This is a genomic window from Brumicola blandensis, assembly GCF_031846165.1.
In the GTDB taxonomy this organism is placed as follows: Bacteria; Pseudomonadota; Gammaproteobacteria; order Enterobacterales; family Alteromonadaceae; genus Glaciecola; species Glaciecola blandensis.
This window is the reverse complement of record NZ_JAVRIE010000004.1, coordinates 143,439-164,752: the sequence shown is the minus strand read 5'-3', so window position 1 is coordinate 164,752 and position 21,314 is coordinate 143,439. Positions and strand designations below refer to the sequence as shown.

Here is a 21,314-nt window from a genome sequence, read left to right as displayed (position 1 = left end):
GTTTTCATATTCCTAAGTCGTCAATTAACCTAGTGTGTCTGACACCACCCGATACCTAGGATCTTCATTCACGTTAATTTCAACATAATCTCCGGCCTTTCTGAGCAAGACCCTGCACTCGGGACTGATATGACGAATATGGAGCTTCTTACCTTGTTCTTTATATTTGTCAGCAAGTCCGTCAAGCGCATCAATACCTGAAGAGTCCCAAATACGTGATTCTTGGAAGTCTATCACTACATCATCAGGGTCATTTTGTGGGTCAAAGATCTCTCTAAAGTGAGTCACTGAGCCAAAGAATAAAGGCCCTTCCAAGTCATACACTTTCCATCCATCATCATCGGTGTGCGTCTTTGCCATAATATGTGTCGCGTGCTTCCAAGCAAACACGAGTGCGGAAACGATAACACCAACGACGACAGCTATAGCCAAGTCAGCAATAACCGTAATACCTGTCACTAAGAACAGCACAAAAGCATCTTCTTTATTAACGCCTCGAATAATTCTAAACGACGCCCATTCAAATGTACCGATGACGACAACAAACATAACGCCAACCAATGCGGCCAGTGGTATCATCTCAATCAATGGTGCAGCAAACAGGATAAAACCAAGTAGAACTAAAGCTGCCGTGATACCAGATAAACGGCCGCGACCACCTGAGTTTATGTTGATCATGCTTTGACCTATCATGGCACAACCACCCATTCCACCAAAGAAACCGTTAACTGTGTTTGCAACACCTTGGCCAACACATTCTTTATTGCCCTGACCGCGAGTGTCAGTCATTTCATCAATTAATGTCAGCGTTAATAGAGATTCAATTAGGCCTACGAGTGATAATATGATCGCTGTTGGAAGAATGATGTAGAAGGTTTCCATTGTAAAAGGAACAGACGGAATACTAAAGGAAGGTAACTCACCAGCCAATGTTACCGTCGCTTTTTGAGCTTCTGGCACCATATCTCGGACAAAATCGATAACCGTGCGAGCTTCTAAGTCGAACCCATGAACAAGCAAGGTAACACCAACAATCGCTACCAATGACGCGGGGATCGCAGTGGTCAACTTTGGCAATAAATAGATAACAGCCATCGTCAAAATGACCAAGCCGAGCATGATGTACAGCATCGTACCAGACATCCATTCTAGCTGGCCCAAGGGGCTCGTGACTTTGAACTGGCCTAATTGAGCTAAAAATATAACGATAGCTAAGCCATTCACAAACCCTAGCATCACTGGATAGGGAACCAGGCGAATAAACTTACCGAGCCGGAATATACCCGCTAAGATCTGCAACAAGCCAGCCAATAGAACCGCGGCAAAGAGATATTGCACGCCATGTTCAGCAACTAAAGCGACCATCACAACAGCCATTGCACCAGTGGCACCAGAAATCATACCTGGACGGCCACCGATAGCCGATGTTATCAGCCCCATCATAAAGGCTGCGTAAAGACCAACCATTGGCTCAACACCTGCAACAAAGGCAAACGCTACAGCTTCAGGGACCAAGGCAAGGGCTACAGTAACACCCGAAAGGATGTCGTTTTTCACGTTTCCTTTCGCGCCATTAATCAAATTAAACATAAATTACATTTCGAATATCTTAAAGTTGCGGCGAGTCTAGCAGAAATGCAAACAAAATTCCTTTAACAGATTGTTAATATCATTTACGAACGAATCTAGCTTTTACTGCCACCCAAACAGTTAGGAGAATCAGGAGCTACTGCAAACTTCTTTTCCCATTCAGCTTGTGTGTAAATGTGTTGTGCTAGCGCGTGGACTGGCCCTGCCAACTCTTCGGCTAATAACTTATTGATTGCGCGCTGTCGCTGTATGAGCCGTTGTCCATCAAAATCATCTGATACTAAGACAACCTTAAAGTGAGTTTCTGAATTCGCGGGGACATTGTGCATATGACTTTCATTCACGACTTCAAGATGCACAAGGGAAAACTGCGCTTTAATTTTATCAATGATCGATTGCTGTACTGTCATAAAAAGGTTCCTAAAATGTAATAAGTGAATGATAAACGTTTTGATGCAATACGACAAAATGTGAATGCGTTACTTTTGGTTGTTACTTCTGATTTGTCTAAAAGTTAAGTTTATCCGAGCTTGTTGTGATTTTTTTGTTTTAGCGATGCCGTGTAACCAATACTTTTGTGTTGACCCAGACATAACGAGTACCGAGCCGTGTGACAGGGGTAATCTATATTTTTCACCGCTTACACGGTGTTTAAAGTCAAAGTTGCGTGTTTCTCCAAGTGACACGGAGACAATAGTTGGAGATAAACCCAACTCCGGTTCGTTATCGGAATGCATCCCCATGCTGTCGCTACCATCGCGGTATAAATTCGCTAGCACCGAATTATAGGACACACCTGTTAGTGCCTCGCATTGTTCTTTCAACCTCAGTAATTGGTGTGTCCATTTAAGCGGTTTCATTGTCACTCCCGAATATTGGTAATCGGTCCCCTCATCCCCGTACCAAGCCTGTAAACGGGGTATTTTGGTCGTTTTACCAAATATTTTGATTTCTCCTTCTTGCCAATCAAGTTGTTGATGAAACTGGTCAAAGTAGTCGTCTGCTGTTGTTGAATCGAGCCAATTCTCTAAAAATTGTACCTTTGCATCTACCAAAGGTAGACTTTGTAATTGGTTTTGTGGAAACAGACTTTTTTGCATAATTCGGATTTCGTTTTTTGTGAGTTTGACTATCAACTTTAGGTAAGAGATGAATACGCACTTTAGCGCTTTTGAGCGCACTTTACATTTAGAACGTTATCCGGCCAAGCACCAGCATGTTAGTTTGCAGGCTTGGGACTCCGCAGACGAGTACATTATTGAGCATATTGAAAATTGCGATATTTTGGCTTCTCTTGATGGTGTAGACTGCAAATCGGACACACCTATTTTCATCCTAAACGATGAATTCGGTGCCTTAACCTGCTGGCTACAAGCATATTCACCAGTATTCATTTCAGACTCATGGATATCTCATAAAAGCCTCACTACAAACATGCTTATAAATGGCTATGAGCCAGAAAACGTGGTCTTTGCTGATGCATTACTGGACTTAGCCACCTTTGCAAAAGCTCCACCCGCGCTTGTAATCATCAAAATACCCAGGACCCTTGCATTGCTCGAATATCAACTTATTAATTTAAGTAAAGTGTTGAGTCCTGACACGAAAGTTATCGCAGCAGGGAAAGTCAAAGCCGTACAAAATTCGGTTTTACGCTTGTTTGAAAAATATATTGGGAAAACGACAACATCTCTTGCTAAAAAGAAAGCGCGATTAATATTTTCCCGTTTTGAAAAAAAGCCGAGCAATGACAGTCCTTATCCAACTACTGTGACTGATCCCTTGATTTCATTCGAATTACATAATCATGCGAATGTTTTTTGTCGTGAGCATCTCGATATTGGCGCTCGAATTCTATTGAAAAATCTTCCCGATGCGACAGACCAAAAAGTGATAGATCTTGGATGTGGTAACGGCGTTTTAGGTGTGTCCATTTTAAGTAAAAACCCAAGCGCACATGTCACATTTGTTGATGAATCATTCATGGCAGTTGAGTCTGCAAGACTCAATGTTATTGCGCACTTAGGCAGCGACGAGCGAGCTAGTTTTGTTGTCAGTAATTGTCTCGAGGAAGTATTGAAAGACGCTGAATCATCTTATGATTTAGTGCTTTGTAATCCTCCGTTTCATCAACAGAATGCAATTACAGATCATGTTGCTTATCAGATGTTCAAAGATTCAAAATCTGTTTTAAAACATGGCGGGGAATTACGGATTGTAGGCAATCGCCACTTGGATTACCCACAAAAACTAAAGAAACTTTTCGGTGGATATCAGGTCATTGATAGTAACAAGAAGTTTAGTATTTTATCTACTTACAAAGCGAGGTCTTAAATTGAAAAACATTCTCTTCATTCTTGTATTGATTGTTGTCAGCATCGACGGGGTTGCCGCAAAAGCGCAAAAACAACCAGGTGAAAACATCCAACCCGATAATTATTATCCCATGGTGAAATTCGAAACAAGCATGGGCGACATTGTTATCGAGCTCAACAGGAAACGAGCTCCCATTACTGTGAATAACTTCCTGAGCTATGTAAAACGTGGCGAATATAACAACACCATTTTCCACCGAATTATTCCAAACTATATTGTTCAGGGTGGTGGTTATGAGCCGGAATACAAAGAACGAAAAGCAAATCGCACGATTTATAATGAGTCGGGAAATGGCCTGAAAAATGACCTTCATACAATTGCCATGGCAAGAGAAGATGATCCACATACAGCCAAAAGGCAGTTTTTCTTCAACATGAAAGATAACGATAACCTAAACCCTGGCAAGACTTGGGGATATACCGTTTTCGGAAGTGTTACCGAAGGCTATGAAGTACTCGACAAAATCGCAGAAGTCGAAACTGAGTACAAAGCACTAATAAGATTCCAAGACGCCCCTGTAGAAGATGTCATACTTATAAAGGCAACAGTGCTTCCTTCAGCTTTTTAACTCTGTTATTTCTCATAGAATGGTAGTGTCCAAAAATTGCTCAAATACATTATTCGTTAATTGAATATGTAAATTGGCATTACCAATCTATACTAAATATTCAATTTGGTAAAAGAGGCAAACATGAAAGCATCTGACTTAATGGTAAAAGCGCTAGAAGCTGAAGGCGTCGAATATATTTTTGGGATTCCAGGGGAAGAGAACTTAGATTTATTGGAATCTCTCAGAAGTTCATCAATCAAACTGATCCTCACTCGCCATGAGCAAGGCGCTGGCTTTATGGCCGCAACCTACGGCAGACTAACTGGAAAAGTAGGTGTCTGTTTATCGACCTTAGGTCCAGGCGCCACGAATCTAGTTACTCCTGCTGCATACGCCCAACTTGGCGCCATGCCAATGCTTATGATTACCGGACAAAAACCGATTAAAACTAGCAAACAAGGACGGTTTCAAGTCATTGATGTTGTAGACATGATGCGCCCGATTACCAAGTACACAACACAAGTTGTGAGTGGTGATCGTATACCATCTGTTGTGCGGGAGGCCTTTAGACTCGCCTCTGAAGAGCGACCAGGCGCTACACATATAGAGCTCCCAGAGGATATTGCTGATGAAGAAACCAATACTCCTGTCCTCAAACCGAGTATCGCACGTCGCCCTATAGCAGAATATAAGGCAATCAATGCAGCCGTCGATATGATTGAGAAAGCCAAATCTCCTGTGCTGTTGATTGGAGCAGGTGCAAACCGTAAGTTAACAGCAAAAATGCTGAAAGAGTTTGTAGATAAAACTGGCATTCCTTATATCACAACGCAAATGGGTAAGGGCGTCTTGGATGAGAGTGGCAAACTGTTTATGGGCAACACTGCTTTATCTTCTGGCGATTTTGTTCACCGCGTTATTGATAGAGCAGACCTAATTATTAATGTTGGCCATGATGTGGTTGAAAAGCCGCCTTTCTTTATGGAAGACGATAACCAGAAGGTCATTCATATTAATTTCGACTCAGCAGCTGTCGACCCAGTCTATTTCCCTCAACTTGAAGTAATTGGTGATATTGCAAATAGTATTTGGCAGATAAATGAGAAAATACAAGCGCAAGAAAGCTGGAAGCTGGGTTTCTACCAAGATGTTCATGATGCTTACGTAGAACATAGAACGGCTTCAGAAGATGATGACAGATTTCCAATTTTACCTGAACGGTTTGTGCGAGAAGTACGCAAAGCGATGCCTAAAAACGGGATTGTTACTTTAGATAATGGCGTTTACAAAATTTGGTTTGCCCGAAATTATCCGGCCTTCCTTCCTAACACTCTATTACTTGATAACGCACTCGCGACGATGGGGGCTGGCCTACCATCTGCGATGGCAGCTAAACTTGTTCACCCGGATAGAGCAGTCGTAACCGTTTGTGGTGACGGCGGCTTTATGATGAACAGTCAAGAGTTAGAAACCGCGGTGAGGCTCAACCTACATATTGTTGTGATCATTCTTAGAGATGACGCCTACGGTATGATCAAATGGAAGCAAGCTAATATGGAGTTTGAAAACTATGGCTTAGACTATGGTAATCCTGACTTCGTAAAGTATGTCGAATCATATGGCGGTAAAGGTTGGCGAGTAGAAGCCACCGACCAACTGCTACCAACGTTAGAGAAGTGTTTAGCTGAGCCGAACGTCCATTTGATAGATGTTCCCGTCGACTATAGCCTCAATGACGAGACTTTGAACAAAACGATTAGAAAACTGAGTGCAGCACTTTAGTAGTATCGTTGATTTAAATCGGACACACCTTTTTAAGCTAAGGCGTTTGTGCAAGTTGAGCGTAAAGGGACACACCTATTTCGCTGCGAACTAAAGCTACTAATGACCACGAACGCCAGATAGCCGAGCAAACACCCAAATAGGTGTGTCCCTTTAGGAGGAGACAAAATGAATAAACTAGCTAAGCAGTACCCATATTACCTCGCAAACAAAGCGGTATTTGCGAACAAAGATCTTGATGTAACCAATAAATATACTGGTGAAGTAGCGACGCAAATAGCACTTGCCGATGCGAAAGTCATTGATAAAGCAATAGAAGCCGCTGAAGCCAGTCAACCTGCTCTAAATAAAATGCCAGCATACAAGCGACAACAGATCCTTGAGCATTGTGTGACACGGTTTAGGGAACGCTTTGATGAGTTAGCTTACGCCCTTTGCATTGAGGCTGGTAAGCCGATTAAAGACGCGCGTGGCGAGGTCACTCGATTAATAGATACCTTCAAAATAGCAGCTGAGGAATCAGTTAGGATTTCTGGCGAGGTCATGAATTTAGAAATTACTGAGCGGGCGAAAGGCTATCAAGGTCAATATAAAAAAGTGCCTATTGGCCCATGTTCATTTATTTCTCCATTCAACTTCCCACTTAATCTTGCTGCGCACAAAATAGCTCCCGCCATTGCGGCTGGGTGTTCATTCGTACTCAAACCAGCGAGCAGAACGCCGATAGGAGCACTCATCATTGGGGAAGTGTTAGCTGAGACAGATTTACCCGAAGGTGCTTTTTCAATTCTACCGTGCAGTCGTGATGGCGCAGATTTATTTACCACAGACGATAGATTCAAGCTTCTGAGCTTTACCGGTTCGCCAGATGTAGGTTGGCAACTCAAAGCAAAAGCAGGTAAAAAGCCAGTAATCCTTGAGCTAGGGGGAAATGCAGGGTGTATTGTCGACCATGATGCTGATATCGATGACGCAATCGAGCGTATTGTTTTTGGTGCCTACTATCAATCGGGGCAAAGTTGCATTAGTGTTCAACGTATTTTCATTCATGAATCAATTTATGCCGAGTTTAAATCGAAGTATCAAGATAAGGTTGCCAATTTAGTTCATGGCGATCCCTTAAATGAAGATACTTTCATCGGACCCATGATTTCTGAGTCAGAAGCAAAACGTTTGGAAGGCTGGATTAATAGCGCGATTGAAGATGGTGCCAAACTATTATGTGGTGGAAAAAGAGAGGGCTTGATGCTTCAAGCCACACTGCTAGAGGACGCTCCTATCGGTAGCGATGTAAATTCTGAAGAAGCGTTCGGACCAGTGTCAATTATTAGTTCATTTAACGATTTCGAGGAAGCTTTAGCATTAGTTAATAACAGTCAATTCGGCTTACAAGCAGGTATTTTCACCAGAGATATCTATAAAGCTCACAAAGCGTGGGACGAGTTGGATGTTGGCGGTGTCGTTATAGGCGATGTTCCAAGTTGGCGAGTTGATAATATGCCTTATGGCGGAGTTAAAGAATCGGGACTTGGTCGTGAGGGCATTAAATTTGCTATCGAGGATATGACTGAAATTCGTTTAATGGTAATAAGAACACCGCAGTAAAGTGAATAATGCATGTGAAAAGACCTTCGCTTATGAAGGTCTTTTTGACCTTCCATAAATTGGACACACCTATTTTATATACGACCGTAATTACGTCTTACAAGCATCATGTTCATTTCTATATCTAACATAAAGCATGATGCCACAGGGTAAATCGGCAAAGGCTTCCGGATTAGGTGCTAAACAAAAATGATTCTTCTGTAAAATTCGAATAGAAGCGCAATTATCTGGATCAACCGTCGCATAAAGTTTCGTCGACTCAATTTCCTTGAAAGCAACATTGGTAAATAAGGGAACCGATTCAGCAATCACTCCTTTTCCCCTAGCTGACTGCAATAGCGCATACCCCAAATCAATGGAATCTAAATAGTCTCGTTTTAACAAGCCTATTAACCCTAGACGCTCACCAGTTTGCTTATTACAAATAACCTTCATTCCTAGCCCATAACTGGAGTACATTGGCTTAACTTGATTTACGATAAAGCCTTCAGCATCAAGCAACGTTTGCACATTTCGGTCACCAATGAATCGTAGCCAATTCTCATCATTTAAGAGAGTAAGAAAAAAACCAGCATCATCAATCAATGCATCTCTATAAAGGTAACGCTCTGAGCTTAGTTTATTCATATTCTGAGAGCACACTATCAATAATTTCATAGCTATCTTTTGAAATATGACCTACTCTCGGGTACCTAGGCGCTGCCCTGTCATCAATTACACCGAAACTTGGCCAACCCGATGTACTCCGCATAAATGCTGTCGCTTCCATTTCACCTCCCACTTCAATACAGCCAGCGAGGCATGTATCTAAGTAACTCTGGTAGACAGGAAACTTTTTCGTTGGCGCTTCGATTAAGAGGCTTTCACAGATGTAAATATTGCTATTATTTATCTTTTGCCGGATTTCGGGACACACCTCTTTAGTGAACTGGACGCTGTCTGGCTGGATTTCAACAAACCGATAGTCTACTTCTCTCTTTAATAACATTTGATCTATCACTGAGGGTACAGCTTGGGCATTGATTACACTATTCTGGGCCTGAATTGCACCTACATATGTCTGCTGCTCTGCTACAGAGCGAGTGACCCACTCTCGTTTCCAACCATGAACTTTTACAGGCAAACAAAAAGAATTGATATTATTATAGGTTTCACGGCTAGACTGGTTCATCAAACTCCCATAGCCCAAAACGATAGTTTCGGGGCAAATCTCATCAAACCAATCGATTAGCTTATTCAAATGGGCCTCTCCGTTTTATTTACCGGTCTACCAAGCGTCAAAAGAAAAAGATTGTACTTCTCTGATGTGCTCGCTGTTTGCGGCTATCATAAGCAATCTGTCCAATCCAAGCGCAACGCCAGAACAAGACGGTAGTCCAGCCTCCATAGCCTGAAGAAACTTTTCGTCAAGTGGCTTTTGCTTTTTAGAGTTTATCTCCCTGAGTTTATTATCGCTGTTAAAGCGTTCACGCAATTCATCATGATCACCGAGCTCTTCAAAACCATTGGCTAATTCAACCCCCCGATAATACACCTCGAACCGCTCTGCAAAGATTGGATTATCTACATTCAATGCCGCCAAAGATGCCTGACTAGCTGGAAAATGTGTAACGACAACTGGACTATCTTTACCAATTAGCGGTTCAATAAGTTCGCAGAATAAGAGTTGGAGCATCAGATCTATATCAGAACTCTGGTTTTGGCTGTTGTTTAGTTTACTGACAATATCTTCGAAGCCATATTTTGAGCATGCAGCCTGCAACTCTAAACAGGACACACCTGTTATATCAATATTGAGATGCTTTTCAAATAAAGAGGCATAGGTAATCTGCTGATAACCTTCAACATTGAGAGTCAGTCGAAGCACTTCCATCACATCGTCAATCAGTTCTTGCATACAGAAATCAAGTCGATACCACTCTAACATTAAAAACTCAGGGCTGTGGTACCTGCCAACTTCATCATCACGAAAACACTTGGCAATCTGGAAAATACTTGGAAACCCAGCGCAAAGTAGCCGCTTCATATAATATTCTGGTGAAGTTTGCAGAAAAAGGTGTGTCCGTTTAACTGACAAGGGGTTTGTATGAATCGTCTCTAATGCATCTAAATGTAGATCTGTCACTGTCGACTTAGATAAAACAGGGGTGTCGACCTCTAACACTCCTTCCGACTCAAAGTAGCCTCGAATTTTTGCCAATATAGTATTTTTCAAAACTACGTTTTGAATAGTTGCACTAGGCTGCCAATTAGCTTGTTGCTGCATAATATTTATTCAACTATAAAAAAGGGACATCGATGTGCCCCTTTAAGTTAGCTTTATTTTTGTGCCCTGGAGGCATACTCGCCACTTCTAGTATCGACTTTTATCACTTCTCCTGTTTGCACAAAAAGAGGAACTCTAACAACCGCTCCAGTAGATAGTGTTGCCGGTTTGCCGCCGGTTCCAGCGGTATCACCCTTCAAACCTGGGTCTGTTTCAGTAATTTCCAACTCCACAAAATTCGGTGGAGTCACTGAAATGGGGGTGCCGTTCCAAAGAGTAATCGTACAATCATCGTTCTCAACCAACCACTTGATACTATCACCCAATGCTTTCTCATCGGCTGCTATTTGTTCAAATGTTTCGTTATTCATGAAGTGCCAAAATTCACCATCTGAGTACAAATACGAAAGTTCAACATCAAGAACATCTGCACCCTCTACCGACTCACCAGAACGGAAGGTTTTTTCCAAAACTTTATTAGAAATAAGTTTACGAATTCTGACTCGGTTAAAAGCCTGTCCTTTGCCAGGTTTAACATATTCGTTCTCAAGAATGTTGCAAGGTTCGCCGTCGAGCATTATCTTAAGACCCGCTTTGAACTCATTTGTGCTGAAATTAGCCATGATTCCTCTAAAATTTACGTTATGAGCATTTTTGTGAACCAAATAATACCTAAAAATATGACATCTGTAGAGTCAAACTGGCAAAAAGAATTGTCAATGTCATTCACAACATTGGAATCGTTACTCCAGTACTTGGAAATTGACACCAAAATAGCGACTCAGCATAACGATGCGAGAAAGCTTTTTCCGATGAGAGTCCCACGGCACTTCGCATCATTAATGGCAAAGGGCAACTTTAATGATCCGCTTCTAAAACAAGTGCTGCCATTGAGAGCCGAGTTTGCTGATGTACCAGGGTTTGTTTCAGATCCTCTCAACGAACAGAGTTCTTCAACTAAAGGTGTACTGCATAAGTATAAAAATAGAGCACTGTTGTTGGTAAAGACCGGTTGTGCAGTTAATTGTCGATACTGCTTTCGTAGGGAGTTCCCTTATAAAGAGAACGCGATGAATAAGTCCCAATGGCTAGCATCTTTAAAATATATTGAAGATGATAGTAACATCGATGAAGTAATTTTCTCTGGTGGCGATCCACTAATGGCGACAAATGAACATTTAGCTTGGCTATCAGAGCAAATAAGCCATATCGAGCATGTTAAAACGCTTAGGATTCATACTCGTCTACCTGTGGTCATTCCTTCTCGGATTGATTCGTCGTTTTTAGGTTGGTTAAGGGACACACCTCTCAACAAGGTAATTGTGTTTCATATCAACCATGCGAACGAACTAAGCACCGAATTAAAAGAGAATATCGCGCTATTGAGGTCGATGGGGGTGACGCTGCTAAATCAAAGCGTTTTGCTAAAAGGGATAAATGACAGTGTTGTTACTCAAGTCGAGTTGAATCGAAAATTGTTCGATTTTGGCGTTTTACCCTATTATTTGCATTTGGTTGACAAGGTAAAAGGTGTGTCCCATTTTGATGTGGATGAAACTGAAGCCGTAAAAATTATGTCTGGGATGATAAAGCGATTGCCAGGTTACCTAGTCCCAAAACTTGTTAGGGAAATAGGAGGACAACCCAGCAAAACGCCAATTAACCTCAACCTTCAGCCATGAAGTCAACTATTATGCGTAAGTGTTAATAATTGAGCCCACATTTGAATTAGCTGATTGAGTCGGTACGTCAGCTGACTCCAGCAGCTGAAGCGCTGCTTGACCATCTTGCTCTATTCGATCTTTCGCTAATTGAGCAGATTTGATCTCCAACGCACCGGATACACCTGAGGTACTAACACCTGAAATATCCATACCATTTCCTTTTATTGCTTGTAGCTATCAACAAAAGTGTGCAGAATTGCGCACTTTAAAGGGTTATCGGCAAATGTAGCCCAAACTTTAGTGTCAAATGAGGATCGCTGTGGAAGAAGTCATCAACAAACTAAAAGAAAACTTACAAATCATATATCGCAAAGCTCTGGATGCAGATAAACAACTAGATACTTTAAATAAAGATGGAAAAGGTAAATTCACCGTCATTTTTGGCGATGATAGTGAGTTCTCTAGCCGCAGTAAAAGATTCATACCGTATGTTGAAGAGTTAGCAATTGAAATTACTGCCTTAGAGAGTGAGAAAAGTAATCACACCGAACTTTTGCCTAGAATAGTGAAAAAAATCCAAACCTTATTAGTGACATTAGAGAAGTTCAAGTCAACCATTTGAATACTCACAAAGCCTCTGCTGTCTGTCATATATCATATGTTTAAATTAAAACTGGCCTTTCATTCAGTTTTTTTCGCTTAAAAGTACCCATAAGATAAGTCCTTCAACGAAAAGGATTTCACCATGGCAACACCACGGAAAGCACAAATAATATTGAGTCAAACCAAGCATTATCATTGTATGATTAGGTGTGTTCGACAAGCTAGAATTTGTGGCTTTGACAAGTTTTCAGGACAGAACTATGAACATCGAAGAAAGTGGATAGAGTCACGGCTTTTTCGACTAGCTAAAGCATTTACGATTGAAATATGTGCGTATGCGATTATGCATAACCATGCCCATTTTGTTCTGCATGTAGATGATAACTTAGCTTATTCTTTAGATAGAACAACCATATTGAGACGCTGGTCACTTATTCATAAGCTAACACCACTGCAAGTTACTTATCTGTGCAAAGGTACGTCGGCCCTTACTAATGACGAAAAATCAAAAGTCTATCGAGATATAGAGTTTATTCGCTTAAAACTTTTTAGCATCGCATCGTTTATGAAAGATCTGAATCAATATATTGCCGTCAAAGCAAACAAAGAAGATGGTTGTGTCGGCAAGTTTTGGGAGTCACGATACAAATCACAAGCATTACTTGATGAGCGAGCACTACTAGCCTGCATGGTTTATGTCGATCTCAACCCAATACGCGCCGGTATTGCAAGCTCACTTGAACAGTCCCACTACACGAGCATTCAAAAACGCGTTTTACAAATTAAGTCTCATTGGCAACCCACTCAACTAAAACCACTAACTGACAAGAGAAGCAGCAATTCACGCGCTATTCCTATGGATTTAAAGGCTTATATACAAGTCGTCACAGAGACATCCGGGATGGTTTATTCCCCGCATGACAAAGTAATTCAATTTCCGTTGTCACAATTAGGCTTCGCACCAACTGAATGGAGAAAACTCACTAGCAAATTTGAATCATTATTTGGGTATGTGGTTGGAGCGAGTGATGCATTAATTGAGTTTAAGCAACACGTCAATCTATCGAAAATAAGAGGAATGGGTGCCGCGAACGAGGTGTTTTTGAATACTAATTGAATGCTCTTCTGCCGATAGGTAAAGTGTCCAATCGGCGATTGATTTCGTTGACAACCTTTTTGTATTCGTCACTTTCAACATCTGTGTATTTCGTTTTGAACTCTGTTTTACCCATGCCTTCTTCAAGATTATCTATTGAGGGGAAAAATAGCATTTCAGCACTTTCAAGTGACACAATATTTTGAATTTGTCTGGCTGTTTTAGGATCGACTGCTAGTGCAGCAAAGTTTGCGCCTGCCATATCAGCACTTAAGTCAACAAAACTATAGCCAGAACCTCCCTCACCTCTATCCATCAACTCCTTAAACTCACCAACAGCAACACTAATTCCCTGCTCAGACATTAGCTTTATTGCTGCAGAAAATATGAAATGTAAACTAAGGTCTTTCCGACTTGCCAAAGTCGGCGAATAAGGACTGGTTGGTATCTTATCAATAGCGAATGACATATCGCCAATTACGGCTGCAAAACGTCGATTCCCTGCGAAGATTGCTAAGGCGAATATAGCAGCTTCGTTTTCCAAAGTTGCTGAATTTTCTTGATCTCCCAAACCACTACTCGTCATCGACTTTGCTTCAGCCATGAGTGCTTGTAAGTAATAGCTTAAAGATGTGTCCTGTTTGCCGACATCAGATGCTCTCAAGTCATCCAAGAATCGAAGGTAGTGCGCAGTTTTTATTCGAAGAAGTTGATTATCATCTCCTCCACTTGAAGTTCTTATGTTCTTCAGTTCTCGCAATAGAGTGTCTAGCGGATGCAGATAGACAGACACTTGGTTAGGGTTTACATCGATTTTTTCAATTTGCTGGATAGCACTAGTGGCCACGACACTTTTTGTATAAGTATTAACAAGTGACTCTGCAAGACCTAACGCCCAGTCGCCAGGTATCCCAATACTGCCGACTTTGACATGTTCAACTGCTAGCGCATCACCTTCTAAAATTTGGATAGTAAGATTGATATAACTACCAAGAAACAAAGACGGGAGCTGATAGCTAATGTCGAGTTCAATAGATGTGTCCGATAATGAGAGTTGACTACTAACCTCAGGTAGAGCACGCTGAACAAAGCCCAAAAGGCTGTCAGCCTGTCCAATAGAAATATCAATTTGTTGACGAGTGTATCGCCCTCTTAGGCTTGCCCGAAGTTGCTTTATGAGGTCGTGCACTTCATCTGCGTTTTGTACTTGGCGATGAGCCGAATAAGGTACTTGTGGGCTAAAATCCAATATCAAGAAAATCAGTAGCAAGAATAACAGTGCTACTGTCAACAAACTGAATTTCAAATAGCGCATCATAGTCAATAAAGCCTTGAATTGATTTAATCAATTATCGCTAGGTTACCTTTGCTTTCTAGCCAAGCTTTGCGGTCTGGAGATCGTTTTTTCGAAAGAAGCATATCCATCAATTCAAGCATGTTTTCTGCATCATCAATCGTTAGTTGTACTAGTCGACGAGTGTTTGGATCCATTGTTGTTTCTCTTAGCTGCAGTGGATTCATTTCACCTAGTCCTTTGAAGCGTTGAACGTTGACTTTGCCACGTTTCTTTTCAGCTTCAATTCGGTCGAGTACACCTTGCTTTTCGCTTTCATCCAATGCGTAATAAACGTCTTTACCAATATCTATTCTAAATAATGGTGGCATTGCAACAAAGACGTGTCCGCGTTCGACTAAAGTTCGGAAATGCTTAACAAACAACGCACAGAGTAGGGTTGCTATGTGAAGACCGTCAGAATCAGCATCAGCCAAGATACATATCTTTCCGTATCTCAAGCCGCTTAGATCGTCAGAATCGGGATCGATACCTAAAGCAACTGAGATGTCATGAATTTCTTGTGATGCTAAAACTTGAGATGAATCGACTTCCCAACTGTTCAAAATCTTGCCTCTCAATGGCATTATCGCCTGAAACTCACGATCTCTGGCTTGTTTTGCCGATCCACCAGCAGAGTCCCCTTCCACTAAAAACAGCTCTGAATAATTAATGTCTTGCGAGGAGCAATCTGTTAATTTCCCCGGTAACGCGGGACCTTGAGTAACTTTTTTACGAGCGACCTTCTTATTCTGTCGCAATCGCTTTTGTGCATTGTTTATGCACATTTCTGCTAATAACTCTGCAACATCAGTATGCTGATTTAACCATAAGCTAAACGCATCTTTGACCACACCAGACACAAACGCAGAGGCCTGCCTGGAAGAGAGACGCTCTTTGGTTTGACCCGCAAATTGTGGATCATGCATTTTAGTCGAGAGAATATATGCACATCGGTCCCAAATATCATCCGCAGTTATTTTAACGCCACGGGGTAACAAATTCCTAAACTCGCAAAACTCTCTCATTGAATCCAAAAGACCCTGTCTGAGACCGTTGACGTGTGTACCGCCTTGGGCAGTAGGAATAAGGTTTACATAACTTTCGGTAACCATCTCGCCACCTTCAGGCAACCACATAACCGCCCAGTCAGCAGCTTCTCCATTACCGGAGAACTGTCCAACGAATGGTGTGTCATCTGGCAGCGTGATGTATTCTTTTACTGACTGATAAAGGTAATCTCTTAATCCGTCTTCGTAATACCACTCAGTGGTCTCTTTGCTAACTTTATCGTCAAACCTGATTTTTAACCCGGGACATAGTACAGCTTTTGCTCTTAACACATGTAGAAGCTTGCTAACGGAGAATTTAGGAGAGTCAAAGTAACTGGCGTCAGGCCAAAAATGCACGCTTGTTCCTGTGTTTCTTTTACCACATGTATCGACAACACGAAGCTCTTCTACTTTGTCGCCATTCTCAAAGGCCATTTGATAAATATTACCATCGCGCCTAATAGTCACTTGAACACGCAACGACAATGCATTTACAACCGAAATGCCAACTCCATGTAGACCACCAGAGTATTCGTAATTTTTATTCGAAAACTTACCGCCGGCATGCAGTTTAGTCATGATCAATTCGACCCCAGAAATCTTTTCCTCGGGATGAATATCGACTGGCATGCCACGGCCGTCATCGATAACCTCTAACGATTGATCTTCATGTAAAATAACCTTGATTGAAGATGCGTGGCCTGCAAGCGCCTCATCAACACTGTTGTCTATGACCTCTTGGCTCAAATGGTTCGGCCTAGTTGTATCGGTATACATTCCAGGCCTGCGTTTGACAGGCTCCAGACCATTTAAAACTTCGATGGCATCAGAGTTATATTGAGTAGACATGTTAGCGCTTTTTATTGTTGATTTATCTGACTGTGATAGTAGCAAGGCTAGGCATTTACGGCAATCAAGGTTTGTCAGAATCTGGCATATAGGTCGCGTTTAATCGGACACACCTGTTTTCGACATGCACTGGAGCTAAAATAAAGACTAATTAACTCAGTTTTTGGATAATAGGAATGAGGAAATCTCATCCAAACGCGTTTCAAATTGATCGAATGCATGACTGCCACCCTGTTCAATTCGACAATACTCAGTACCGTATTTTTGCTCAGCCAAGCGATAATCGAGAGTCTCGTCTCCGGTTTGTAACAGTACGAGGTAATTTTGCTGCGAATTTAGCTTTTCAACATTCAGTTGACGCAACATCCCAACAGTCGTTTCGTCAACATTAAAGCATTCTGATGTGTAGGGGTTTTGATGTTCCCCGAAATACTCTTGAAGAAGATCAAATGGCGTGACTGCAGGATTAATCAGTGCAGCTTTGCACCCTAGTCTCTCTGCAAAAAACGTGGATAAGAAACCGCCCATTGAGCTACCGATGAACGCAACCGAAATAGGTGTGTCCATTTTAGTAGCCTCTTCATGACCGTTAGCACTCTGCAAAACTTGCAACAAGTCTTCAACAACAGCGATCGCGTCATTAGGCACGCCTGGGAGTGTGGGAGTATGCACACGAATTTCAGGGTGAAATTGAGAAAAATATTTTTTTGTTATTTGGGCTTTTTCAGATTGTGGTGAGCTAAGAAAACCGTGTAGATAAATTATGTCCGTGATCATTATTCTTGATTTGTCGTTATTTGAATTTTTTTCTGTTGAAGGCAAAACTGCAACCACTCTGCTAAAAATATATTAACCATTTGTTTTTCGTTTCGTTGATGCATTTTAAGATTAGGGTATTCATAAGAAGGCTCAAGTTTAGAAATTCTTTGACAACTAAGCACCTCTGCCACCTTGGCATCATGATACAGGCGAACTTCCATTATTGGCTGTAAAAAAGCTGGTGTATTTCGAGCAAATTGCGCCATTTCAATTGTACTTGTATATCTGGTGGACTCTAAAATCTTTATTCTATAGCGCAAGGTATCGCTGATTTGAAACTCATAACTCAAGTCCTCAGAATCACAATCAGGTAGCAACCTCAATGCGCTCGCATAGTTGCTTTCGCAAATCGCAAGAATAGACGGCAAGTGAGGTACGTATTTTTTTCTCAAAGCTAAGGCCTTTATTTCTTTTCTTAAATCATACTAATTAATGGAATTTTAAATTCAACTTAGATGCGCAATTAAGTCACGAAGTGTAAACGATACGGTGAAAAAAGGTGTGTCCAATTTCCGAATTATCTTAACCGGCTTAGCACACTTCTATTCTTATCCTAGATTTCTCGCCATTCCTTTAACAATTTTTCTTTGTTGAGAAAGAACCATTGTAGTGCAATGATCGCCGCGGCATTATCAATTGTGCCATCATCTAGCCATGTTCTCGCTACATTTTCTGGTACACGATGAACTCGAATATCTTCGGATTCATAATCTAAACCATGAATCCCTTTCGCTTTAGCTGACTCGGTCCTGGCCATGAAAATATGCAAACGTTCCGTCGTCCCTCCCGGGCTAGACAAATAGGTAAGTGCTTTCGTGAGTCCTGCAAGCTCTATCCCAGACTCTTCCTGAGCCTCACGATGGCATACAGACTCTGGCGTCTGGCCTTCATCAATCATGCCTGCAATTACTTCAAATAACCAAGGAGAGTCACATGTCTCCATCGCGCCTAATCTAAACTGCTCGATTAATACAAATTCCTGCGTATTTGGATCATAGGGTAGAACAGCGACAGCATGCCCTCGCTCAAACATTTCTCGCTTGACGACAGAACTTTGTTGCCCATTGAACAATTTATGCTGCACTTCATAGCGGTTCATCTTAAAGAAACCGTGAAAAACTGTCTCTTTTTTCAAAATGGACACGTCTTTATTTGTATATTTTAATATTTCCATCATGATCTTCTTGTACTTTTTCACACTAAATTAAACTAAGGTCGATGTAATTTCAGCAAAAACGTCACATTCTGTTACACTTAGTGGATATATGTAACAACCATTCAGTATGTTTAAAGACTTGAATGTCATAGACTTAGCACATACGTAATGCATCAACGAAAAATATTATTTTTAAGGCTCTTTTTATGAAGAAAACGCTACTTTCAGTTTTTATTGGTATCGGCTTATCAGGCTCAGTGCTAGCAGACGACCTCTCGGAGGTGTATCAACTTGCACTTCAAAACGATCCAGTAATTAATCGAGCTAAGGCTGATAAAGAATTGGCGTACAATGGAATTGCATTGAGCAGAGCAAATTTGTTACCACAAATATCAGGTTCTGTATCCTATACATTAAACTCCGGTGACAATATAGACACAATATCGATTCCGACTGGTCAAACTGACCCAACAACGGGTGAGTTAATAATCGATCCGAACACCGATCGCCCTGTTGAGCGAACAGAGTTTATTACCTTTGAATCAGATAGCGATACCCTAAGCCTTGGCTTGAATCTAAGTATGTCAATTTACGACCATGCAAATTGGGTGGGAATGGATAGAGCAGAAAAAGTCGCTCAGCAAGGTGATGCGAATCTTGCTTCGGCATTTCAGCAGTTAATCGTGCGAGTAACCAACGCCTATCTTTCAGTATTGAGAGAACAAGATAGTGTCGAATTTGTGAAAGCTGAGCTAAGAGCTATTGAACGCCAATTGGAGCAAACTAAACAACGCTTTGAAGTTGGTTTAACGGCCATCACTGACGTCCATGAAGCCCAAGCAAATTACGATAATACAGTAGCAAGACAAATCAGAGCCGAAAACCAACTCGAACTTCGTTTGGAAGAACTACGAGAAATCACGGGTAAATACCACAAGGACATCTCGGTCCTTGATACTGAGTTATTCACAGCAACATCACCAAACCCTGCTAATGTTGACGATTGGTTGAAGTTAGCTGAAGATTCAAATTTCGATTTACTAGTGCAGCGCTTTGCGAAAGATATTGCGATGGAAGATATTGAATCAGCAAAAGCGGGTCATTATCCGACTGCGTCATTATCAGCATCACTAGGCCGAAGGGATACAACGAACGAAGTACCTGGCCAAGCGGCAATTGATTTGCCTGCTGTTAATAGCCAATCAATTGGTGTTTCGGTGAGCGTTCCAATATACCAAGGTGGACGCGTCAGCACTAGCACAGAACAAGCGCGCAACCGTTACGTGATTGCGAGTGAAAACTTAGAGCTAACTTATCGTCAAACCGTTCGCTCGGTGAGAAGCTCATATAATGATGTGAAAGCTGCTATTTCTACAATTCGCGCCCTAGAGCAATCAGTAGTGTCAGCGGATAGTGCATTAAGAGCGACTGAAGCTGGGTTTGATGTTGGTACAAGAACAATTGTCGATGTTCTTAACAGTACGAGAAACCTATTTGACGCTCGTAGAAATTTGGCCGATGCTCGATACAACTTTATCACTGCGATCATCAATCTTAAACGAGCAGCTGGTACGCTCACTGAAGATGACTTGCTTTCAATCAACCGCGTAATGAAAGCAAACTAGCACTTATGTAGCAAATAAAAAAACGACCTATTGAGGTCGTTTTTTTATGCCTGCGAAAAAGCGATGCGCGGTAAAAGTAGTCTTACTAAGCAGAGCTTAACAGGTGTGTCCCATTTTGACTTATTTGCGCTTACTATCGGTTTCAGTAGCTGCCTGCGGTTGCCTATCTAGTAGCACTTGTATTTGAGCTTGTAGGGTCACCATTTGGTCTTGAAGCTCACTCATAGAGGGCTCCGTTTTTAATCTCTCTTTGTGCATCTCTTCGTCCATAACACCAACAACGATGCCTATCACCATATTCAAAAATGCAAAAGCCGTGAAGAAAATGAAGGTCATATAAAATAACCAACTCATCGGGTAAACTTCCATGGTCTCGTATTGAATATCCGTCCAATCCTCGAAGGTCATTACTCGAAACAAGGTCAGCATAGAAATCGCAATATTACCCCACAGTACTGGGTTGATATCTTGAAACAAAAAACTACCTATCGCTGCGTAAATATAGAAGATAATAAACATCAGCAATACGACATAGCCCAGTCGAGGCAATGCTTGTAGCAATGAGTTAATCAATATTCTCAATTCAGGAATAATCGAAATCATCCGCAACACGCGAAAGATACGAATCAATCGAGCTAATAAAGCCATCTCTGACTCATTAATCGGAATTAAACTGATTACCACAACAATCGTGTCAAAAATATTCCAACCTGACTTGAAGAAGTCTTTTTTATTCTCCTCAGCTAAGAATCTAACCAATATTTCAAACAAAAAGAACAAGGTAATAAAGACATCAAGATACTTTGTGACGAGTAAAGAAGTGGGGGAAAGATCATACGTCTTTGCACCTATTTCCAATGCAGAAATGATAATGACCGAAATAACAAAGAATTCAAAAAGCCTATTTTGTTTTAGGCGAAAAAGAAATAGGCGACTAGACTCAAACAT

At 41.4% G+C, this 21,314-nt stretch carries 22 protein-coding genes; 8 read left to right on the top strand and 14 right to left on the bottom strand.

Translation table 11 applies throughout. The features are described from left to right. Nucleotides 1–24: 24 nt before the first annotated feature. The 3 genes from RM544_RS11185 to RM544_RS11175 form a co-directional block, all read right to left on the bottom strand. Complete coding sequence (locus RM544_RS11185; protein ID WP_311361876.1) at nt 25–1,590, bottom strand: SulP family inorganic anion transporter; 1,566 nt, start codon at nt 1,588–1,590, stop codon at nt 25–27. Between the two features lie 95 nt (nt 1,591–1,685). Then, on the bottom strand, nt 1,686–2,000 hold the full coding sequence (locus tag RM544_RS11180; protein ID WP_311361875.1) for a BolA family protein: 315 nt from the start codon (nt 1,998–2,000) through the stop codon (nt 1,686–1,688). A gap of 69 nt (nt 2,001–2,069) precedes the next feature. Further along, complete coding sequence (locus RM544_RS11175; RefSeq protein ID WP_311361874.1) at nt 2,070–2,690, bottom strand: alpha-ketoglutarate-dependent dioxygenase AlkB family protein; 621 nt, start codon at nt 2,688–2,690, stop codon at nt 2,070–2,072. Nucleotides 2,691–2,739: 49 nt separating this feature from the next. Between RM544_RS11175 and RM544_RS11170 the strand changes: the two genes are divergently transcribed. The 4 genes from RM544_RS11170 (at nt 2,740) to RM544_RS11155 (ending at nt 7,903) form a co-directional block, all read left to right on the top strand. Continuing rightward, entirely contained in the window at nt 2,740–3,924 is a 1,185-nt protein-coding gene (locus RM544_RS11170) for a methyltransferase (protein ID WP_311361873.1), read from the top strand. Between the two features lies 1 nt (nt 3,925). Next, complete coding sequence (locus RM544_RS11165; protein WP_409220045.1) at nt 3,926–4,534, top strand: peptidylprolyl isomerase; 609 nt, start codon at nt 3,926–3,928, stop codon at nt 4,532–4,534. A 123-nt stretch (nt 4,535–4,657) separates the two neighbouring features. After that, nucleotides 4,658–6,298, top strand: a complete 1,641-nt coding sequence (locus RM544_RS11160; RefSeq protein ID WP_311361872.1) for an acetolactate synthase large subunit — start codon at nt 4,658–4,660, stop codon at nt 6,296–6,298. Between the two features lie 168 nt (nt 6,299–6,466). Next, on the top strand, nt 6,467–7,903 hold the full coding sequence (locus tag RM544_RS11155; protein ID WP_311361871.1) for an aldehyde dehydrogenase family protein: 1,437 nt from the start codon (nt 6,467–6,469) through the stop codon (nt 7,901–7,903). A 90-nt stretch (nt 7,904–7,993) separates the two neighbouring features. On the opposite strand, the gene RM544_RS11150 is transcribed toward RM544_RS11155, so the two are convergent. From RM544_RS11150 to efp, 4 genes are read right to left on the bottom strand one after another with little or no spacing between them, the layout of a single operon-like run. Beyond that, nucleotides 7,994–8,530, bottom strand: a complete 537-nt coding sequence (locus RM544_RS11150) for a GNAT family N-acetyltransferase (protein ID WP_311361870.1) — start codon at nt 8,528–8,530, stop codon at nt 7,994–7,996. Continuing rightward, nucleotides 8,523–9,143, bottom strand: a complete 621-nt coding sequence (locus RM544_RS11145) for a hypothetical protein (RefSeq protein WP_311361869.1) — start codon at nt 9,141–9,143, stop codon at nt 8,523–8,525. The genes RM544_RS11150 and RM544_RS11145 overlap by 8 nt, the downstream gene beginning before the upstream one ends. A gap of 27 nt (nt 9,144–9,170) precedes the next feature. Further along, nucleotides 9,171–10,169: an elongation factor P--(R)-beta-lysine ligase gene (gene epmA, locus RM544_RS11140; protein ID WP_311361868.1), complete on the bottom strand. Its 999-nt coding sequence runs from the start codon at nt 10,167–10,169 to the stop codon at nt 9,171–9,173. Nucleotides 10,170–10,222: 53 nt separating this feature from the next. After that, a complete protein-coding gene (gene efp, locus RM544_RS11135) occupies nt 10,223–10,792 on the bottom strand; it encodes an elongation factor P (RefSeq protein WP_311361867.1) in 570 nt (189 codons plus the stop codon). A gap of 33 nt (nt 10,793–10,825) precedes the next feature. Between efp and epmB the strand changes: the two genes are divergently transcribed. Next, complete coding sequence (gene epmB / locus RM544_RS11130; protein WP_311361866.1) at nt 10,826–11,851, top strand: EF-P beta-lysylation protein EpmB; 1,026 nt, start codon at nt 10,826–10,828, stop codon at nt 11,849–11,851. Nucleotides 11,852–11,860: 9 nt separating this feature from the next. Here the strand turns inward: epmB and RM544_RS11125 are convergent, their stop codons facing one another. Then, entirely contained in the window at nt 11,861–12,043 is a 183-nt protein-coding gene (locus tag RM544_RS11125) for a hypothetical protein (RefSeq protein WP_311361865.1), read from the bottom strand. A 109-nt stretch (nt 12,044–12,152) separates the two neighbouring features. Here RM544_RS11125 and RM544_RS11120 point away from each other — a divergent pair, with 109 nt between their 5' ends. Then, on the top strand, nt 12,153–12,455 hold the full coding sequence (locus RM544_RS11120; protein WP_311361864.1) for a hypothetical protein: 303 nt from the start codon (nt 12,153–12,155) through the stop codon (nt 12,453–12,455). 123 nt (nt 12,456–12,578) lie between these two features. Beyond that, entirely contained in the window at nt 12,579–13,553 is a 975-nt protein-coding gene (locus tag RM544_RS11115; RefSeq protein WP_311361863.1) for a transposase, read from the top strand. On the opposite strand, the gene RM544_RS11110 is transcribed toward RM544_RS11115, so the two are convergent. The 5 genes from RM544_RS11110 to nudF all read right to left on the bottom strand — a co-directional run bounded on the left by RM544_RS11110 (nt 13,546) and on the right by nudF (nt 18,762). Beyond that, nucleotides 13,546–14,850: a hypothetical protein gene (locus RM544_RS11110; RefSeq protein WP_311361862.1), complete on the bottom strand. Its 1,305-nt coding sequence runs from the start codon at nt 14,848–14,850 to the stop codon at nt 13,546–13,548. The two genes, RM544_RS11115 and RM544_RS11110, sit on opposite strands and share 8 nt — an antisense overlap. Before the next feature lie 23 nt (nt 14,851–14,873). Next, complete coding sequence (parE, locus tag RM544_RS11105; protein ID WP_311361861.1) at nt 14,874–16,766, bottom strand: DNA topoisomerase IV subunit B; 1,893 nt, start codon at nt 16,764–16,766, stop codon at nt 14,874–14,876. 156 nt (nt 16,767–16,922) lie between these two features. Beyond that, nucleotides 16,923–17,543, bottom strand: a complete 621-nt coding sequence (locus tag RM544_RS11100) for a YqiA/YcfP family alpha/beta fold hydrolase (protein WP_311361860.1) — start codon at nt 17,541–17,543, stop codon at nt 16,923–16,925. Further along, nucleotides 17,543–17,977: a DUF1249 domain-containing protein gene (locus tag RM544_RS11095; protein ID WP_311361859.1), complete on the bottom strand. Its 435-nt coding sequence runs from the start codon at nt 17,975–17,977 to the stop codon at nt 17,543–17,545. The genes RM544_RS11100 and RM544_RS11095 overlap by 1 nt, the downstream gene beginning before the upstream one ends. A 161-nt stretch (nt 17,978–18,138) precedes the next feature. After that, nucleotides 18,139–18,762, bottom strand: coding sequence for an ADP-ribose diphosphatase (gene nudF, locus RM544_RS11090; protein WP_409220044.1), 624 nt, complete (start codon nt 18,760–18,762; stop codon nt 18,139–18,141). A gap of 185 nt (nt 18,763–18,947) precedes the next feature. On the opposite strand from nudF, the gene tolC reads away from it, so the two are divergent. Beyond that, complete coding sequence (gene tolC / locus RM544_RS11085) at nt 18,948–20,366, top strand: outer membrane channel protein TolC (RefSeq protein ID WP_311361858.1); 1,419 nt, start codon at nt 18,948–18,950, stop codon at nt 20,364–20,366. Nucleotides 20,367–20,486: 120 nt separating this feature from the next. On the opposite strand, the gene RM544_RS11080 is transcribed toward tolC, so the two are convergent. Beyond that, a complete protein-coding gene (locus RM544_RS11080; RefSeq protein WP_311362094.1) occupies nt 20,487–21,314 on the bottom strand; it encodes an ion transporter in 828 nt (275 codons plus the stop codon).

Excerpts from the sequence above, each read along its gene's own strand:
- RM544_RS11185 (WP_311361876.1), bottom strand. The coding sequence starts at position 1,590 with ATGTTTAATTTGATTAATGGCGCGAAAGGAAACGTGAAAAACGACATC.
- RM544_RS11180 (WP_311361875.1), bottom strand. The coding sequence starts at position 2,000 with ATGACAGTACAGCAATCGATCATTGATAAAATTAAAGCGCAGTTTTCC.
- RM544_RS11175 (WP_311361874.1), bottom strand. The coding sequence starts at position 2,690 with ATGCAAAAAAGTCTGTTTCCACAAAACCAATTACAAAGTCTACCTTTG.
- RM544_RS11170 (WP_311361873.1), top strand. The coding sequence starts at position 2,740 with ATGAATACGCACTTTAGCGCTTTTGAGCGCACTTTACATTTAGAACGT.
- RM544_RS11160 (WP_311361872.1), top strand. The coding sequence starts at position 4,658 with ATGAAAGCATCTGACTTAATGGTAAAAGCGCTAGAAGCTGAAGGCGTC.
- RM544_RS11155 (WP_311361871.1), top strand. The coding sequence starts at position 6,467 with ATGAATAAACTAGCTAAGCAGTACCCATATTACCTCGCAAACAAAGCG.
- RM544_RS11150 (WP_311361870.1), bottom strand. The coding sequence starts at position 8,530 with ATGAATAAACTAAGCTCAGAGCGTTACCTTTATAGAGATGCATTGATT.
- epmA (WP_311361868.1), bottom strand. The coding sequence starts at position 10,169 with ATGCAGCAACAAGCTAATTGGCAGCCTAGTGCAACTATTCAAAACGTA.
- efp (WP_311361867.1), bottom strand. The coding sequence starts at position 10,792 with ATGGCTAATTTCAGCACAAATGAGTTCAAAGCGGGTCTTAAGATAATG.
- RM544_RS11125 (WP_311361865.1), bottom strand. The coding sequence starts at position 12,043 with ATGGATATTTCAGGTGTTAGTACCTCAGGTGTATCCGGTGCGTTGGAG.
- RM544_RS11115 (WP_311361863.1), top strand. The coding sequence starts at position 12,579 with ATGGCAACACCACGGAAAGCACAAATAATATTGAGTCAAACCAAGCAT.
- RM544_RS11110 (WP_311361862.1), bottom strand. The coding sequence starts at position 14,850 with ATGATGCGCTATTTGAAATTCAGTTTGTTGACAGTAGCACTGTTATTC.
- parE (WP_311361861.1), bottom strand. The coding sequence starts at position 16,766 with ATGTCTACTCAATATAACTCTGATGCCATCGAAGTTTTAAATGGTCTG.
- RM544_RS11100 (WP_311361860.1), bottom strand. The coding sequence starts at position 17,543 with ATGATCACGGACATAATTTATCTACACGGTTTTCTTAGCTCACCACAA.
- nudF (WP_409220044.1), bottom strand. The coding sequence starts at position 18,762 with ATGATGGAAATATTAAAATATACAAATAAAGACGTGTCCATTTTGAAA.
- tolC (WP_311361858.1), top strand. The coding sequence starts at position 18,948 with ATGAAGAAAACGCTACTTTCAGTTTTTATTGGTATCGGCTTATCAGGC.
- RM544_RS11080 (WP_311362094.1), bottom strand. The coding sequence starts at position 21,314 with ATGTTTGAGTCTAGTCGCCTATTTCTTTTTCGCCTAAAACAAAATAGG.